The following is a 15,718-nucleotide window of genomic DNA, read 5'->3' on the forward strand; positions in this document are numbered from 1 at the left end:
ATGCGCCTCGGCCTGTTACTTCCACATATCGGAACCGTCGATACGACCGACCTCGCGATGCGAGCAGAGGACCTTGGCTACGGGTCGGTCTGGCTTGGCGAACTCTGGGGGTCAGATTCGACGATTCACCTCACGGACATCGCCGCACATACCGAGGAGGTCGAAATCGGCACCGCGATTCTCAACGTCTTCTCGCGCTCGCCGGCCGTCCTCGCCATGACCGCGGCAACCCTCGACCGCGTCTCTGACGGCCGCTTTACGCTCGGCGTCGGCACGAGTACGCCAAAAGCCGTCGAAGACCTCCACGGGATGGCCTTCGACCAGCCAGTGCGACGGTCCCACGAAACCATCGAACTCGTAAAGCAGTTCCTCGGCGGCGGCGACGAACGGGTGAACTACGACGGCGAAATTTTCCAAACCAAGGACTTCCCACCGCTCGACGCCGACGTGGAGGTCTACCATGCCGCGCTCGGCCCGGCGAACCGCCGCGTCGTGGCCCGCCTCGCAGACGGCTGGATTCCCCACAACATCCCGTTCCCACAACTCGAAGAGGCCTTCGAGTACGTGGCCGAACACGCAGAAGAGGCTGGCCGGGACCCAGACGACATCACGGTCGCCCCGTACATTCCCTCTGCCGTCAGTGAAGACGAGGAAGAGGCACACGACGCGGTTCGTGGGCACATCGCCTACTACGTCGGGAGCGGGAAGGGCTACCAGCGGGCCGTCGCACAGGTGTTCCCCGAGGAGGCAGAGGAGGTCGCCGAGGCGTGGCGTTCTGGCGACCGGAAAGCCGCGGCGAGGGCGGTCACCGACGATATGGTCATGGCGCTTGGCGTCTCCGGAACGCCCGACCAGGCGCGCGACCGACTCCGCGACGTGATGGCAAATCCGGTCATCGACCGGCCGCTCATCACCATTCCAAATCAGACGGCTGAACAGTTATCAGAACAGACCATTACAGAATTGTCGCCCGACCGCCTCTGAGTTACAGACAGTTATTTTTCCTGATTAATCAGTGCTTAGGTCCCGATTTACGGGGTGCATAGGAAAGGGGCTAGCACCGGTTTGCCAGAATGATGACGAAGAAAACCCGCCGCCGCTTCCTTCAGGTGACAGGCAGCGCAATCGCAGTCGGCCTCGCCGGCTGTTCGAGCAACGGTTCCGACGACACGACCACCACCGGTGAGACGACCACCGCAGGCGAGACGACGACCAGCGATGGTGGTATGACGACGACGGAGAACGGAACCACGACCACCGAGACCGACTTAGAAGGTGCGTCGCCCGGTCCCGAGGACGGCGACCACTGGCACGGTGCCATGTACCTCGAAATCGACGGCGAGCGCATGAACCTCTCGACGGAAAAGTTCGTCGACGACGAGAACCTGGAACCGTTCCACTTCCACACCGAGAAAAACAACAACAACAAGTGGCACCTCTCAGAGGAAGCCGTCACGCTCGGTCAGGGTCTGAACCAGGTTCCCAACATCAGTTATCAGAAGGTCGGGAGCAACTCGAAACTCACCATCGACGGGGAGACCTACGACTCCAGTAAGTTCAACACGAACATCGCGTTCCAGCAGCGCGACGTCACCATCGACCCGACCCAGTACAAGGTCAAAGACGGTGACATCTTCTGGGTCATGATCTCCACCGACGGCAGCGAGCCGACGCCGAACTTAGACGGTGGCGTCGAGGAAACCACCACCTCCGGCAACTCGACTGAGACCGCCACGAGTACGTCCACGGGGACGAGCACGGAAACGACGACGAGCAACTAACCTTCACCTGCAATCCCGAGCCCTCCGGGATTTTTTGCCATAACCTAAACCGAAGAGTCAACGGCTTCTCAGAACGAAAAGAGGTCCACGCCGCCGGTCACGCCGATGACCTGCCCGGTGATGTAATTCGCCTGCTCGCTCGACAGGTAGGCGATGAGGTTCGACACGTCTTCTTCGCGACCGAGTTTTCCCATCGGCGTCGCCTTCCGAATCCGCTCGAACATCGGGTTTACCTGCTCTAATTGCTCTGGGGGGAGGTCAGCGAGCGCGCCCATCACAATGTTCGGCGTGATGACGTTGCAGGTGACGCCGTGTTTCGCGCCTTCGAGGGCCATCGTCTTGCCAAAGCCGATGAGCGCCGCCTTCGTCGCCGCGTAGGACGCCTGCCCGAATCCGCCGTACCATCCGGCCATCGAGGACATGTTGATGACTCGGCCCCAGCCGCGTTCGCACATCTCGGGGAACACCTCCCGGGAGATATTGTACGAGCCAGTCAGGTTCACCTCCACGTCCAAATCCCACTTCTCGTCGTCGTAGTCTTTGAGCTGGCTCTGGGCGTCCACGAGGCCGGCATTGTTCACGAGGATGTCGATGCCGCCGGTCTCCTCGCGTAATGCGGCGACAGTGTCCTCCACGTCCGGGCGGTCGGTCAGGTCACATTGCACTGCGTGAGCGGTCCCGCCCTGCTCGCGAATCTCGTCTGCGACGGATTCTGCGTTGTCAACTTCGAGGTCGAGGACGACGACTTCTGCGCCCTCTGCGGCCAGCACGCGGCAGTCTTCGCTTCCGATTCGGCCTGCGCCCCCGGTCACGAGAGCGGTTCGGTCTTCGAGTCCGAAATCCATACCCGCCGCTTCTCGGGGGTGTCTGTTAAGATTTTGGCAGGAAAACCAGACAGGAGTTTTTCGGCGTTTACTCTCGAACGCCGACGATGCGGAGAATTTCACGCAAGTCAGAGATGACGTAATCGACCGCGGGGCCGTCGTTCGCGCCGTAGGCGACCGTCGTGAGGCCCGCTTCTCGACCGCCGACCATGTCGTGGCTGTAGCGGTCGCCGACCATCAGGCCAGTTTCGGGGGACACGCCAGCGTGGTCGAGCGCGGTCTGGAACATGGCCTGGTCTGGCTTTTTCTTGCCCACGGCTTCGGAGGTGGTGACATGGTCGAAGTGGGCGTGGAGGTCGAGCGTTTCGAGGATACGCTTGCCTTCGTGGTCGTCTACGTCGCTCACGACGCCGAGGTAGACGCCCGCGTCGTCGAGGGCGGCGAGCGTCTCTTTCGCGCCGTCGTGGGGTCGAATCGTGCCGTAAGTTGCCTCCTCGAACAGCGGTTTCCACGCCGATTCGGGAACCGCCTGGCCGAGCAGTTCGTCGACGGCGTGCTGGTAGCCCGCCGCCGCCGGACGGTAGTCGGTTCCCTCGGTCTGGCTGAAGTACGCAGAGAGCGCTCCGCGCCACTCGGCTTTCGCCGCGTCGTGGTCTGTGATGTCGTGGGCGTCGGCGAGCAATCGGATGAACTCGTCGTGGCCCTCGCGGACCGACGAGAGATCGAGAAGCACGCCGCCGATGTCGAAGAAAACCGCGTCGAACTCGGTCATTACACCTCGTAGACCGACCGAACACAAGAGCGTGTGGCTAGAGGCAGCGGTCAGTTCGCGGGTTCGTACCGGCGGACGTCCCCGGAAACCGACGAGACGACCGCGCCGTCGCGTTCGAGCGACTGGAGCATTCCGAGCGATTCGGGCAGGAGGTAGGCGAGGTCACGACCCTCGGCGCTGCGGCGGGCGGCGACGTCCACCGCCGTCTCCGCGCCGTCTGCGAGCATCTCCAGGACCCGTTCTTCGAGTCGGTCGAGGCTGCGACGAGACTGCCCCACCGCCCCCGCGAAGTCGTCGTGAACCGGGCCGTGGCCCGGATAGACGGTGTCCACCTCCCGCGTCGAGAGTCGGTCGAGCGCCTCGTAGAAGGCGGGAATCGTGTCGCCAATCTCGCGGTCGAGACCGACGTGGAGCGCCACTGGGCGGAAGGGTTCGATGGCCATGTCTCCGGAGAATATCACCCGCTCTCCGCCGAGCGTCGTCTCGAAACAGAGGTGGTCCGCCTGGTGACCGGGCGCGTGAATGGCGTCGAATTCGAGATCGTCAATCGACACGCTATCGCCGGGTTCGACCCAGTCGTCGACCGCGTCGGGTGCGAGCAATTTCCGATTGCGGGTGAGCGACCGCACCGACATCTCAACCGCAGAATCCACCTGTGCTTCGGGCGTTCCCGCAGCGCGGGCGTTCGCGGTGACGACCGTCGCAAGGTCGTCCGGGTCGCGGGCGAAGCGCCGACGGACGCTCGCTGGCGCGTGAAGGGTTGCACCCGCTTCCACGAGCGTCTGCGTCTGGCCAATGTGGTCGATGTGCGGGTGGGTGATGACGAGGTGGTCTACGTTTGCGGGTGCGTATCCCGCGGCGTCGAGGCCCGCGGTTAGTTCGTCGTGGGCGGCCTCGCCGGGCGTTCCAGCGTCGAACAGCACGGTTTGTTCGCCTGCGAGGAGGTAGGCGGCGACGTGTCCCGGCGTCCAATCGACCTCGAATTCGATGCGGTGGACGGCGGGTGGGTCTGCAGTCATTGGGTTCGGAGTCGCCCGTCTGCCCGAAAAGGGTTCTCTTTTCACCGGAAATTGCCGCGGCCACCTTTATACCACCGGGGTGATAACCGGTAAATTGGTTTACAATGGGAAGAGACGACACGACGGAGGAAACGCGATGACGACGGGCCAGTTCAGCGTCGCAGACCGGACGGCCCTCGTCACCGGCGCGTCGAGCGGGATTGGGAAGGTAATCGCAGGTCGTTTCGCCGACGACGGGGCGAACGTGGTCATCTGCTCGCGCGAACTGGACAACGTCCAGCCGGTGGCAGACGAAATCAACGAGGGGGGCGACGGCACGGCGCTCGCAGTCGAGTGCGACGTGACCGACCGGGACGCGGTCGATGCGCTCATCGAAGCAACCGTAGAGGAGTTCGATGGCGTGGACGTACTCGTCAACAACGCCGGAGCCTCGTTCATGGCTGGCTTCGCCGACATCTCCGAAAACGGCTGGAAAACCATCGTGGACATCAACCTCCACGGCACGTATCACTGCTCGCAGGCCGCCGGCGAAGTCATGCGCGAGAACGGAGGCGGAGTCATCGTGAACGTCGCCAGCGTGGCCGGACAGATGGGCGCACCGTACATGAGCCACTACGGCGCGGCGAAAGCCGCCGTGGTCAACCTCACCTCGACGCTCGCCTACGAGTGGGCCGACGACGACGTGCGCGTCAACTGCATCGCGCCCGGCTTCGTCGCCACGCCGGGTGTCGCCAGTCAGATGGGCGTCACCGGCGAGGACATCGACCGAACCGCGGTCAAACGCCGAATCGGACTGAGCGAGGAGATTGCGGACATCGCCCAGTTCCTCGCGAGTCCGGCGTCGTCGTACATCGTCGGTGAAACCATTACAGCACAGGGCGTGCCGAACATCATGGAGACCCCAGACGTATGACTGACGTTGCCTACGACGTGTTCTTGCCGGTCGCCGCACAGCCGAGCGTGTCGTCGCTCGTGTCCTACACACAGCGCGCAGAAGAACTCGGCTACGACCGGGCGTGGCTGCCCGAGACGTGGGGCCGCGACGCCGTTACCACGCTCGCCACCATCGCCCACGAGACCGAGGAAATCGGTATCGGGACGAGCATCATGCCCATCTACTCGCGCTCGCCGACGCTCATCGGGCAGACTGCGGCCACGCTTCAGGAGGTTTCAGACGACCGGTTCCGTCTCGGCCTCGGACCGAGCGGCCCCATCGTCATCGAAGGCTGGCACGGTCAGTCGTTCGAGCGGCCGCTTCGCTACACCCGCGAAACCATCGAAATCGTGAAACTCGTCCTCGCCGGCGAACAGGTCGATTACGACGGCGACATCTTCAACCTCGGCGGGTTCCGCCTCCGCTGTGACCCGCCGGAGACGCCGCCACCCGTCGATGCCGCCGGCATGGGACCGAAATCCGTCGAACTCGCCGGGCGCTTCGCCGACGGTTGGCACGCGCTCATGATGACCGAGGAGGGACTCAAAGACCGCCTCGAAGACCTCCGGAAGGGCGCGGAACTCGCTGGCAAGGACCCAGACGACCTCCGCGTGTCCGTCTCGCTCGGCTGCTGTGTGCTGGACGACGCCGAGTACGCCCGCGAACTCGCCCGCCAGCACCTCGCCTTCTACATCGGCGGGATGGGCACGTTCTACCGCGACGCGGTCGCTCGACAGGGCTGGGAGGACGTAGCCACGACGGTTTCGACCGAGTGGGCGAACCGCAACAAGGACGCGGCGATGGACGCGATTCCCGACGAACTGCTCGACCAGCTATCGGCTTCAGGGTCGCTCGAACAGGCCCGCGACACGCTCGACCGGTTTGCGAGCATCGACGGCGTGGACGCCATCAACGTCTCGTTCCCGCGAGCGGCCTCAGCAGAGGAAATCGAGCAGACGCTCGAAGCACTCGCACCGGACGCCTGAATTGCACGTATCCATCTCGACATCCACAACCGGCTTTTCCAGAGGGTACAGTCGCCGTGACACTGTATAGCACGATTGAGCCGGTTAGTGGCGTTCTTTCCATGGGGTGAAAACAGCATGGCTGTACCTGCGTCAGAGAACGAACGAATCCTCACACGAATCGCGACAGAGGTCTGGAGCGAGGGCAAAATGGACGTGTTGAAAGAGGTGATGGCGGACGAGGTGGGCGGGCAACTGCCAGGTGTCGGTGACCTCCACACCCGGGAAGATTACGAACGGGCAGTGGAGGCCTACCGCACTGCCTTCCCAGACTTCACGGTCGATATTCAAGAGCTAATTCCCGCAGACGATGTGGTGACCATGCGATACACCGTCCGAGGAACCCACGACGGGGAGATGATGGGCATCGCTCCGACGGGAAACAAGGCCGAGATGCAGGGGAGCGCCATCCTCCGATTCAAGGACGGGAAAGTCGTAGAGGAGTGGAACTACGGCGACATGTCCGGACTGCTCCAGCAGCTCGGTGCGATGTAGGCCCGTCGGTAACCAAGTCATCCGCAATTTTTCGTACTCGTGTCTCCGTCTCACTCGTGAGAAACGTTCTACTGACCGCCTTCGCGCCTACGACTTGACCAGTTCGCCGAACTGCTTTCGAACCTTGTCGAGTTTCGGCGGAATCGTCACGGAACAGTAACCCTGACTCGGATTCTTCTCGTAGAAGTCCTGGTGGTACTCCTCGGCGTCGTACCACGTGCCGAGTGGCTCGACTTCGGTGACGACCGGGCTGTCGTAGGTCCCGGAGGCTTCGATTTCGTCGATGACGGCTTCGGCGCGCTCGCGCTGAGATTCGTCGTGGTAGTAGATGGCGGAGCGATACTGCGTGCCCACGTCGTTGCCCTGGCGGTTCAGCGTCGTCGGGTCGTGGACGGTGAAGAACACGCGCAGGAGATCGATGTACGAAAGCTGGTCCGTGTCATAGGTGACCTGAATCGCCTCCGCGTGGCCGGTGTTGCCCGAGCAGACTTCCTCGTAGGTCGGATTCTCCGTCTCGCCACCGGTGTAGCCGGAGGTCACCTCGGTCACGCCTTTGAGTTCCTTGAACGCGGCTTCGGTACACCAGAAGCAGCCACCGGCGAACGTCGCCGTGGCCAGTGATTGGGTCATACTCGATAGTTGGCGCTCCGAACGTAAGAACTCAGGGGAGTCGGTGGGCCAGGACCAAACGAGGGCTTAAGGTTCCGCCCTTTGAATCTGCGTGCAAATGCGTGACACGACCACCGGAGCCGACTACTTCGTCTCCGCTCTCTCACACTACGGCGTCACCCACCTCTTTGGCAACCCCGGAACGACCGAACTTCCCATCATGGAGGCACTCGCTGACAGCGACCTCGACTATGTCCTCGGCCTTCACGAGGACGTGGCGGTGGGGATGGCCGCTGGATACGCGAGCACGCGGCGCTACCACGGCCACCACGACGATGCCGTGAATCCGCTCGGCGTCGTGAACCTCCACGTCACGCCCGGCCTCGCCCACGGCCTTGGCAACCTCTACGACGCGAAGATGACGGGTGCACCGCTGCTCGTCACCGCCGGGAACCACGAGCGCGACTTTCGCCACGAAGAGCCGATTCTTTCGGGCGACCTCACCGAACTGGCAGACCAGTTCTGTAAGTGGTCCGCCGAAGTGCTCTCGGTCGAGGCCCTGCCGACGATGCTTCGCCGGGCGGTTCGGGTCGCGCTCACGCCGCCGACTGGGCCAGTGTTCCTCGCCCTCCCTGCAGACGTGATGCAGGCCAAAACGGACGCGGAAATCGAACGCCTCGGCCCCATCCAGAACGCCGGCGGGGGCGACCCAGCCCAAATCGAACGGGCCGCAGACCTGCTCGCGGAAGCCGACGAACCGGTGTTCGTCCTCGGCGACCACGTCGCCCGGGCGGGGTCACAGGCGGTCGAGGCCGCCGTCTCGCTCGCCGAAGCCTCGGGGGCGCGAGTTCACGGCGAGATGCTCTCCAGTGAGGTGAACTTCCCGACCGACCACGACCAGTGGGTGTCGTTCCTGCCACCTCGAGAGGGCCTCGGGCGGATGCTCATGCAGACGGACACGCTCGTCTTCGTCGGGTGTTCGACCAACACCACGATTCTTCGGCACGCAGAACCGCTCGTCTCCGCGGATACGACGTGTATCCACGTGAGCCAGGACGCCTGGGAGGTTGGCAAGAATCAGGCGGCGGATGCGGCCGTCGTGGGTGACCCCGGCCTCGTCATGGACGCGATCACGGAGCGGCTCGGCGAGGTGCTCGACCCCGACGTGGCAGAACAACGCCGCCGGAAGGTGCAGACGCTGAAGCATTCGCTCGAATCGACCATCGAGCAGATGGGCGAGGACCCGAAGGAGGAAGGGGAGACGCGCGCTTCGAAGGCGCAACTCGTGGATGCAATCCGCGAGGTCGCCCCGGACGCGTACATCGTCGACGAGGGTGTCACCTCGAAGTACGCCCTGCTCACCCGCTTCCCGCTCGAAGCCGAGCAGTACATCTCGAACAAGGGCGGCGGTCTCGGCTACGGCCTGCCAGCGGCGGTCGGTGCGGCACTCGCAGAATCCATGCGCGACCAACCTCGTGACGTCCTCGGGTTCGTCGGCGACGGGTCGTACCTCTACTATCCCCACGCCATCTACTCTGCGGCCCGGTACGACCTCAACCTCACCGTCGTCGTCTCGGACAACCGCAACTACCGGATTCTGAAGGACAACACCGTCGAGATGCTCGGGGGCGACTACGACGACCACGAGTTCGTCGGCATGGACTTCGAACCTGCGGTGGATATCGCGAAAAACGCGGAAAGTCACGGCGCACGCGGCCACCTCGTCGAGATGCCCGACGAAATCGAGTCAGTGCTCGCCGAGGCCCTCGATTCCTCAGGTACGGACGTACTCGACGTGCTCGTCCACGACTAGTTCGGTTCGAGTCGCACCCGCTTTCCGTCTGCCGTCTCGGGAAACAGTTTTCCCGGATTCAACGTGTCGTTGGGGTCGAGTGCGCGTTTTATCGCTCGCATCGCTTCGACCGTTTCCGGCCCGTGTTCGAAGTCGAGGTACTCGCGTTTGCCGAGTCCGATGCCGTGCTCGCCGGTGGCCGTTCCCCCAAGTTCGATGGCTCGCCTGACGATGTTCGAGTAAATCTTCTCGCCCAGTTCGACTGCCTCGGGGTCCGAGTCGTCCACGAGTACGGTATAGTGGACGTTGCCGTCGCCAGCGTGGCCGAAGCAGGGAACGAGCAGGTCGTGTTCGGCGGCGAGGCGTTTTGCGAACTCGATGATTTCGGGATATTTGCTGATGGGCACGGTCACGTCACCGGGGCTGAGCGGCGTCAGGTCCGGGTCCCACGACTGGAGGGCGAAGGCCATGTCCTTTCTCGCCTCCCAGAGGTCGGCCATCGCTGCCTCGTCTGCGGCCATCTCGAAACGTAATACGTCGTGGGCTTCGAAGATAGATTTACAGAATTCGATTTCCTCCTCGATGCCGTGGTTCGCGTGGAATTCGAGGAACACCATGGGCGCGTCTGGCAGGTTCGACCCGGTGTAGGCGTTTGCAATCATCGCGCTCTCTGCGTCCATGAGTTCGATGGTGGCCACGTCCACGCCCGAGCGAATCGCGTCGAAGACGGCTCCGGCAGCGTCGTCGAGCGACTCGAACTGCGCGCGGCCACCGCGAATCTGGTCGGGGACGCCCGCGAGTTCGAGCGTTGCCCGCGTGACGACCGCGAGCGTTCCCTCGCTGCCGACGATGAGGTCTTTCAGATTGTAGCCACTCGACGTTTTGACTGCCTTGCTACCCGTCTCGATGACGGTGCCGTCCGCGAGAACGGCTTCCAGTTCGAGAACCCAGTCTCCGACCTCGCCGTATTTCACGGTCTTCATCCCGCTCGCGTCGTTCGCAATCATCCCGCCGATGGTCGAAATATCCCCGGAGGAGGGAAGCGGCGGGAAAAACAGCCCGTACCTCGCTGCCTTCTCGTCAACCGCCCCGCCCATGATGCCGGGTTCGACGTCGATTTGGAAGTCGTCGGGGCGGACGTCGAGGACGGCGTTCATCCGCGTCAGGTCCATGCTGATGCCGCCGTGGGAGGGCGTGGCGTTGCCTTCGAGGCTCGTCCCGGCGGCGTAGGGCGTCACCGGCACGCCGCGGTCGTTCGCGGCTTCGAGAACTGCGGATACGTCGGCGGTCGCTTCCGGAAACACGACCGCGTCGGGCACGACTCGACTTTCCTCTGGCGTTCCCCAGTCACCCGCATGGCTGTTTCTGGCGGACTCGCCGAAGGAGACCTGTGGCTCGTCGAGCACGTCAGAGAGGAATGAACAATCGTGAGGCATTGACACACACACGACGCTCCAGTGTCGTAAACGTATCCCGTCAGCGCGGAATGTCACTCGTGTCGATAGCTTCCCTGCGCCCGTCGAGTATGGTAAACTGCTCGCCACGCCGTCGTTCGAGCCAGTAGAGCAGACGTTCGGCCCAGTCGAGTTTCTTCGCTTTCATTGGGTCTACGGCCGGGTCGTCGAAGTCCCATCCGAGAAACGTGAGGGCTCCCGCCCCGAAGTGGTCTGCGAGAAAGGCGGCGCGGTCGCCGTCGGTGAATCCGCCGAAATTCTCGACGGGTGCGACGGGAGCAGCCTGCGTCGTCGGCAGGACGTGTTCGCGGACGAACGTCGGCACTTCTGCGCGGATGGCAGGGATGTTGTCGCCGTGAGCGTGCACCGCGACTGGCGTCCCCTCGCGGGTGAGGGTACGAATCGTCTCCGGATTCTTGTCGATGTCGGTCACCATCAGGTCCACCGCGATGCCCGCCTCGCGGAGAACGTCCGCGGCGGTCGAGGCGGCGACCACGGCGTCCGCTTCGCGTGCAATGTCGAGTTCGCCAGCGAGTGATGGGGCCGCACCAGCGATGGCGACAGTCGCCCCCGCGAGGAAGCCGAGTCTGTCGAGGTCGAATGGGTCGGTGCGCGCAGCGAGCTCGTCGCGCGCGGTCTCGTCGGCCGCTTCGGGGAACCCGAAGTCTCCGAGAATGGCGTGATAAACGGGAGACCAGGTGCTATAGTCCATGTGTCTCCACTCGATAAATCTGTATTGAGCCGGAATGGCGCATACGTGTACCCCTACCCGTAGGGCCCTTCCGGCTACCATTGGCTAATACTAAATCCTCCGGCATAAGTTTTCTCTTACCCCTAGAAGTCAGAAATTTCGACGCATACGGCTTCGAGTCGGCCAAATTCTGGTGGTATGGCTTCTGATACCTGTCCGATCGACCTGGGCGTGCCGATGAGCAACGTCGCTCCCTTACTCCCGGCCACGACCGCGCCCGCATCGGCCGCGGCGGTGGTCAGGGCGGCCCGTTCCTCCGGTTGCAGGTCGGTCAACTCGAACACTCGCGTGACCGACTCGGCGGCGTGGCCCGGGTCGCCGCCGACGCGGGTCAGGTGTCGCGCCGCCTCGCGGGTCGTCGTCACGTCGAGTTCTTCGACGCCGAGGTCGTCATCGCGGACACGGCGGCGGCTGAATTCCCGCCCGATGAGCGCCGCGTCACGTGTTTCTGCCACGTCGTGCGTTCGGATGACGTGTGCCCCTCGCTCGACGGCCATCGACGTGGCGGCGAGGCTGACCGCGAGCGCGTCTTCGGTCGAGCGCCCGGCGATGTCCCGAAGGAAGTTCTTGCGGTTGATGGAGACGAGAATCGGCTGCCCGAGGCCGCGGAACTCCCTGAGTCGGTGGAAGGTTTCCCGGTCATCTTCGAGCGTCTTTTCTTCCGACCACCCGCCGAAGGCGGGGTCGACGATGGTCTTGTCGGTGAGGCCGTTCATCTTCAGCGCCTCGTAGATGTCGTCTACGTCCTCGATTGCACCGGGGCGGGTCAGGTCGGGCGGACTGGCCATTTTCGCCACCGCGACGTCGTACTCCGCACAGATTTCGGGCATCTTCGGGTCGGCGAACCCGCAGATGTCGTTGACCATGTCGAAGCCGTTCTGGAGGGCCTTCTCGGCTACCTCGTGATACCGCGTTTCGATGGAGAAGACGGCGTCGCCCGACACTGAGGCAATTGCCTCGATTGCGGTGTCGAGTCGGTCGAGTTCTTGTTGGGCCGAGAGCACGTCGAAGCGTTTGTTCGCCGATTCGAGGCCCACGTCCACGATGTCCGCGCCCTGGTCGATGAGTTCTCGGTCTACGTAGCTCGCCGCGTCCGCGGGGTCGTCGAAGACGCTTGGCTTGTACGGCGACTCTTCGCTCACGTTCAGGACGCCCATGATTCGCGGCGGGTGGTTGTCCCCGATTCCGAGGCCGGCGGCGTAGACCGTTTGCATGGCAGACCGAAGGGGAGCGACGGCAAAAAGCACCCCGCCATCGGCCGCAGACACGCTCTTTTTATTCACCTATCTGCTACCCCCGGATATGGCCAAGGTCAGCATCGGCGTCCGCGGGTGGCGCTTCGAGGAAGACGAGGTGTTCGACGAGGAGGGGAACCTCAAACCGCTCGCCGACATGCCGGTCGAGACGCGACGACAGGTGCTTCGCCTCACCGAAATCGTCGGTTCGCCCTGTGACGCTTGCTGGTTGATTCACGGCGACGAAGACATTCGCCGCTGTCGAATCACGCAGGTCGTCTACGGCGAACCACTCGGCGAAGTGCTCCTGTGCAACCACCACGAGGCCGACTTCCTCTACTGGTGGCGCGAAGAAGGCGGCAACGAACACGCCGGACACCTCGACATGGACGATTACTTCCACGAATGGTTCTTAGACGGCGGGCGTGCACCTGAGGGCTACGGCCCTGACGAGCACGTCGATACCGACCCGGACAGCGTGCCGAAATCGCCCCGTGACGACCAGCAGTTGCCGTCGTTAGAGGAGGAACTCGGCGTCGAGAGCATCGACGAACTCGACTTCGACAGCGTCGACTTCGGACAGGATTACCCGCGAAAATGAGCGACCTCGTCGTCGCCGTCGTGGACGCGAAGACGCCGGGCAACATCGGAACCATCGCCCGAGGAATGAAGAACTTCGGCCTCTCGGACCTCTATCTCGTGGACCCGCCGTATCTCGGCCGCGATAGCGAGGCCTACGGCTTTGCCGGCCACGCTCGTGATGACGTGCTCCCGAACGCACGCGAGGTCAGTTTCGACTACCTCGTGGAGAACTTCCACACCGTGGGGACGACGGCGGTCACGAACGAAGACGAGACGAAACACATGCGCTGGCCGTTCAAGACGCCGGTCGAACTGCGCGAATCGCTGAAATCGGTCGATACGGACACCGCCCTCATCTTCGGGCGCGAAGGCGTCGGTCTCACGAACGAGGAACTCGCCCGCGTCGACGAAGTGGTCTCGATTCCTGCGAACGCGGCGTATCCCGTGCTCAACCTCGGACAGGCGGCGACCATCGTCCTCTACGAACTGCGAGACCTCGGCGTCGATGAGTTTCAGTTGCCCGCCTCGGTCCACGAACGCGCCCCGGAAGACGAAATCGAGGGCTTTTACGGCCACTTCGCGGACTTTCTCGAATTCATCAACTACCCCGTCGAGAAGCGGTCGAAGACCCAGCGTATGCTTCGGCGACTGCTCGGCCGCGCCCATCCGACCGGTCGCGAAATCGCCACCCTCCACGGCATTCTTCGACGGGCACGCCAGCGCGCAGAGCACCCCGAACGCGCAGACGACTGAATCGCCAGTTCCGCCCCCAGCGCCGCTACACTGGCCGGATTGGTGTACTACGCCCTGCTTCTGAGCCCGATGTATTTGGGTCTCTACGCGCTCTGTGGAGGCGTCAAATACGTCGTCAGGCGACGCTGACCAACAATCCTTTTTCCGTCGCCGAAAGAGAGACGACAAGCGATGGGCAAACGTCAGCGACCACCACGACCAGACTCCGGGAGGGAACCGTGACACAGAACCCCGAGCAGGTGCTCCGCGAGGCGGATACGGAACTGCAAACGCTGCACGACGACCTCACTGAGCACGGACGGTCGACCGTCGATGTCGTGAGCGAGGCGTACGACGAGTTCACCGCGATTCTCGACCGCTACGAGGACCGCGCCACCGACCGAGACGACTTTCAGGGGTACATTGAATTTCGCGAGAAGCTCTCGGAGCAACTGGCGTCGCTGCCCGACGATCTCCCACACCGAGACGCCTTCGAAGCCGCAGACGAGGAACTCACGACGGGCGTCACGTCCGTGCTCAAGCCGCGCAACTTCGACCGGGCGCGCGGCCACCTCGAACCCGCCCGGGAACTCGCCGAGCTGCGTGACGAGTGGGCGGAGACGAAAGAGCGCTACCGCTCTGCGCGGAGTGCACTCCAACGCAACCGCTCGGCGCGCGACGACGAGGTCGCCGAACTGACCCGAATCCAGGAACTCGGCGCGGCGGACCTCGACGCACCGGTCGAACTCATCCGCGAACCCATCGACGCGTACAACGACGCCGTACGCGAGGCGTTCGAGTCGTTCAAGCGGTCGACATCGGCCCGGGAGGTTCTCGACCTCGTCGCGGACACTACAGCGTATCCACTCGTCGGGTTCCGGCCGCCGCCGGACAACCTTCGGCGATTCCTTGCCGATTCGCCTGCTGGAGACGAGTCTATCTCTCGCCTGCTCGACCTCGCCGACTACTCGACGTCGAAACTCGACCACTACGTGGCAGACCCGCAGGCGTTCCGTGCGAACGTGGCGACGAACCGGACGTATCTCGCGACGCTCGACGCATCTCCGCTGTGCGTCTCGTGGCCGCCCGAGTCGGCCGATGCGCTCCGCTTTCGACTCCGCGAGTACATCGCCGTGGTCGGCCGGTTCGCTGCGGACGACGTAGTCGCACTCGCCCGGGACGTGCGCGAGTGTTGTCGCCGGTCGGACTTCGAGGAGCTACGGACGAGTGCGAGCGCGCAGGCGGACCTGACGGCCGAGGAGCGAGCGCGCCTCCGCGACGGAAGCATCGACCGTGAACTCGCCGCGGCGCGGGACGAACGCGACGCTATCGACGACGTACTGGCTGCACACCCGCCGCTGGCGAAGCGATTCTGAGTCGCCGAATCGTGGGATTGACCTCCGGCGTTCGGTGGTCACGTCATCTGTTATAGAGATTAGGCGAGAAACCTTACGACTTCAGTCGTGGGATGAATCGTCCCCAGAACGCAATGCGTTCTGGTGTCTCGGTATCCGCTGGATTCCGACGAGTCCGCAGGACCTGTGGTCCTGCGAGATGCGAACAAGACGCGAAGCGTCTTGTCCACGCCGCACGGTTTGCAACCACTGAACCCGCAACGTATGAGTGCCCACACTGCGTCTCTGTGGCTGTCGGAGCGATGGACTCCCATCGACTCTTGGCAGTCCACAAACTGGCAGTTGACTCGGTGTTTGC

At 63.5% G+C, this 15,718-nt stretch carries 16 protein-coding genes; 9 read left to right on the forward strand and 7 right to left on the reverse strand.

The genetic code is table 11. The features are described from left to right. Both P0648_RS09415 and P0648_RS09420 read left to right on the forward strand, forming a co-directional pair. Positions 1-984, forward strand: coding sequence for an LLM class flavin-dependent oxidoreductase (locus P0648_RS09415; RefSeq protein ID WP_276247510.1), 984 nt, complete (start codon positions 1-3; stop codon positions 982-984). A gap of 89 nt (positions 985-1,073) precedes the next feature. Continuing rightward, positions 1,074-1,781 (forward strand): hypothetical protein, encoded by a 708-nt coding sequence (locus tag P0648_RS09420; RefSeq protein ID WP_276247509.1) that lies wholly within the window; start codon positions 1,074-1,076, stop codon positions 1,779-1,781. 68 nt (positions 1,782-1,849) lie between these two features. Here the strand turns inward: P0648_RS09420 and P0648_RS09425 are convergent, their stop codons facing one another. The 3 genes from P0648_RS09425 to P0648_RS09435 all read right to left on the reverse strand — a co-directional run bounded on the left by P0648_RS09425 (position 1,850) and on the right by P0648_RS09435 (position 4,396). Beyond that, positions 1,850-2,626, reverse strand: coding sequence for an SDR family NAD(P)-dependent oxidoreductase (locus tag P0648_RS09425; protein ID WP_277503735.1), 777 nt, complete (start codon positions 2,624-2,626; stop codon positions 1,850-1,852). A 67-nt stretch (positions 2,627-2,693) separates the two neighbouring features. Next, positions 2,694-3,377 (reverse strand): HAD family hydrolase, encoded by a 684-nt coding sequence (locus P0648_RS09430; RefSeq protein WP_276274942.1) that lies wholly within the window; start codon positions 3,375-3,377, stop codon positions 2,694-2,696. 50 nt (positions 3,378-3,427) lie between these two features. Then, the gene (locus P0648_RS09435) at positions 3,428-4,396 is read right to left on the reverse strand and encodes an MBL fold metallo-hydrolase (RefSeq protein ID WP_277503739.1); all 969 of its coding nucleotides are present in this window, start codon (positions 4,394-4,396) and stop codon (positions 3,428-3,430) included. 136 nt (positions 4,397-4,532) lie between these two features. Here P0648_RS09435 and P0648_RS09440 point away from each other — a divergent pair, with 136 nt between their 5' ends. The 3 genes from P0648_RS09440 to P0648_RS09450 all read left to right on the forward strand — a co-directional run bounded on the left by P0648_RS09440 (position 4,533) and on the right by P0648_RS09450 (position 6,850). Next, the gene (locus P0648_RS09440) at positions 4,533-5,309 is read left to right on the forward strand and encodes an SDR family NAD(P)-dependent oxidoreductase (protein ID WP_276274941.1); all 777 of its coding nucleotides are present in this window, start codon (positions 4,533-4,535) and stop codon (positions 5,307-5,309) included. Next, a complete protein-coding gene (locus P0648_RS09445; RefSeq protein WP_276247504.1) occupies positions 5,306-6,316 on the forward strand; it encodes a TIGR04024 family LLM class F420-dependent oxidoreductase in 1,011 nt (336 codons plus the stop codon). The genes P0648_RS09440 and P0648_RS09445 overlap by 4 nt, the downstream gene beginning before the upstream one ends. A gap of 117 nt (positions 6,317-6,433) precedes the next feature. After that, entirely contained in the window at positions 6,434-6,850 is a 417-nt protein-coding gene (locus P0648_RS09450; RefSeq protein WP_276274940.1) for an ester cyclase, read from the forward strand. Positions 6,851-6,937: 87 nt separating this feature from the next. Here P0648_RS09450 and msrA read toward each other — a convergent pair whose 3' ends face one another. Beyond that, on the reverse strand, positions 6,938-7,480 hold the full coding sequence (gene msrA / locus P0648_RS09455) for a peptide-methionine (S)-S-oxide reductase MsrA (RefSeq protein WP_276247502.1): 543 nt from the start codon (positions 7,478-7,480) through the stop codon (positions 6,938-6,940). A 97-nt stretch (positions 7,481-7,577) separates the two neighbouring features. Between msrA and P0648_RS09460 the strand changes: the two genes are divergently transcribed. Continuing rightward, positions 7,578-9,272: a thiamine pyrophosphate-binding protein gene (locus P0648_RS09460; protein WP_277503747.1), complete on the forward strand. Its 1,695-nt coding sequence runs from the start codon at positions 7,578-7,580 to the stop codon at positions 9,270-9,272. On the opposite strand, the gene P0648_RS09465 is transcribed toward P0648_RS09460, so the two are convergent. The 3 genes from P0648_RS09465 to folP all read right to left on the reverse strand — a co-directional run bounded on the left by P0648_RS09465 (position 9,269) and on the right by folP (position 12,670). Beyond that, positions 9,269-10,687, reverse strand: a complete 1,419-nt coding sequence (locus P0648_RS09465) for an FAD-binding oxidoreductase (protein WP_277503749.1) — start codon at positions 10,685-10,687, stop codon at positions 9,269-9,271. The genes P0648_RS09460 and P0648_RS09465 overlap by 4 nt on opposite strands. Positions 10,688-10,727: 40 nt before the next feature. After that, positions 10,728-11,417, reverse strand: coding sequence for a 6-hydroxymethylpterin diphosphokinase MptE-like protein (locus P0648_RS09470; RefSeq protein WP_276274938.1), 690 nt, complete (start codon positions 11,415-11,417; stop codon positions 10,728-10,730). 122 nt (positions 11,418-11,539) lie between these two features. Beyond that, positions 11,540-12,670 (reverse strand): dihydropteroate synthase, encoded by a 1,131-nt coding sequence (gene folP, locus P0648_RS09475; protein WP_277503751.1) that lies wholly within the window; start codon positions 12,668-12,670, stop codon positions 11,540-11,542. A gap of 88 nt (positions 12,671-12,758) precedes the next feature. On the opposite strand from folP, the gene P0648_RS09480 reads away from it, so the two are divergent. The 3 genes from P0648_RS09480 (at position 12,759) to P0648_RS09490 (ending at position 15,381) form a co-directional block, all read left to right on the forward strand. Next, positions 12,759-13,292 carry a hypothetical protein gene (locus tag P0648_RS09480; RefSeq protein ID WP_276247497.1) on the forward strand — a complete coding sequence of 178 codons (534 nt, stop codon included), beginning with the start codon at positions 12,759-12,761 and terminating at the stop codon, positions 13,290-13,292. Further along, the gene (locus P0648_RS09485; protein ID WP_276247496.1) at positions 13,289-14,026 is read left to right on the forward strand and encodes an RNA methyltransferase; all 738 of its coding nucleotides are present in this window, start codon (positions 13,289-13,291) and stop codon (positions 14,024-14,026) included. Before P0648_RS09480 ends, P0648_RS09485 begins: the two co-directional genes overlap by 4 nt. Before the next feature lie 218 nt (positions 14,027-14,244). Beyond that, complete coding sequence (locus P0648_RS09490; protein ID WP_276247495.1) at positions 14,245-15,381, forward strand: hypothetical protein; 1,137 nt, start codon at positions 14,245-14,247, stop codon at positions 15,379-15,381. Positions 15,382-15,718: the final 337 nt, after the last annotated feature.

Origin of the sequence: Haladaptatus sp. DYSN1, assembly GCF_029489995.1 — an archaeon.
GTDB lineage: Archaea > Halobacteriota > Halobacteria > Halobacteriales > Halococcaceae > QDMS2.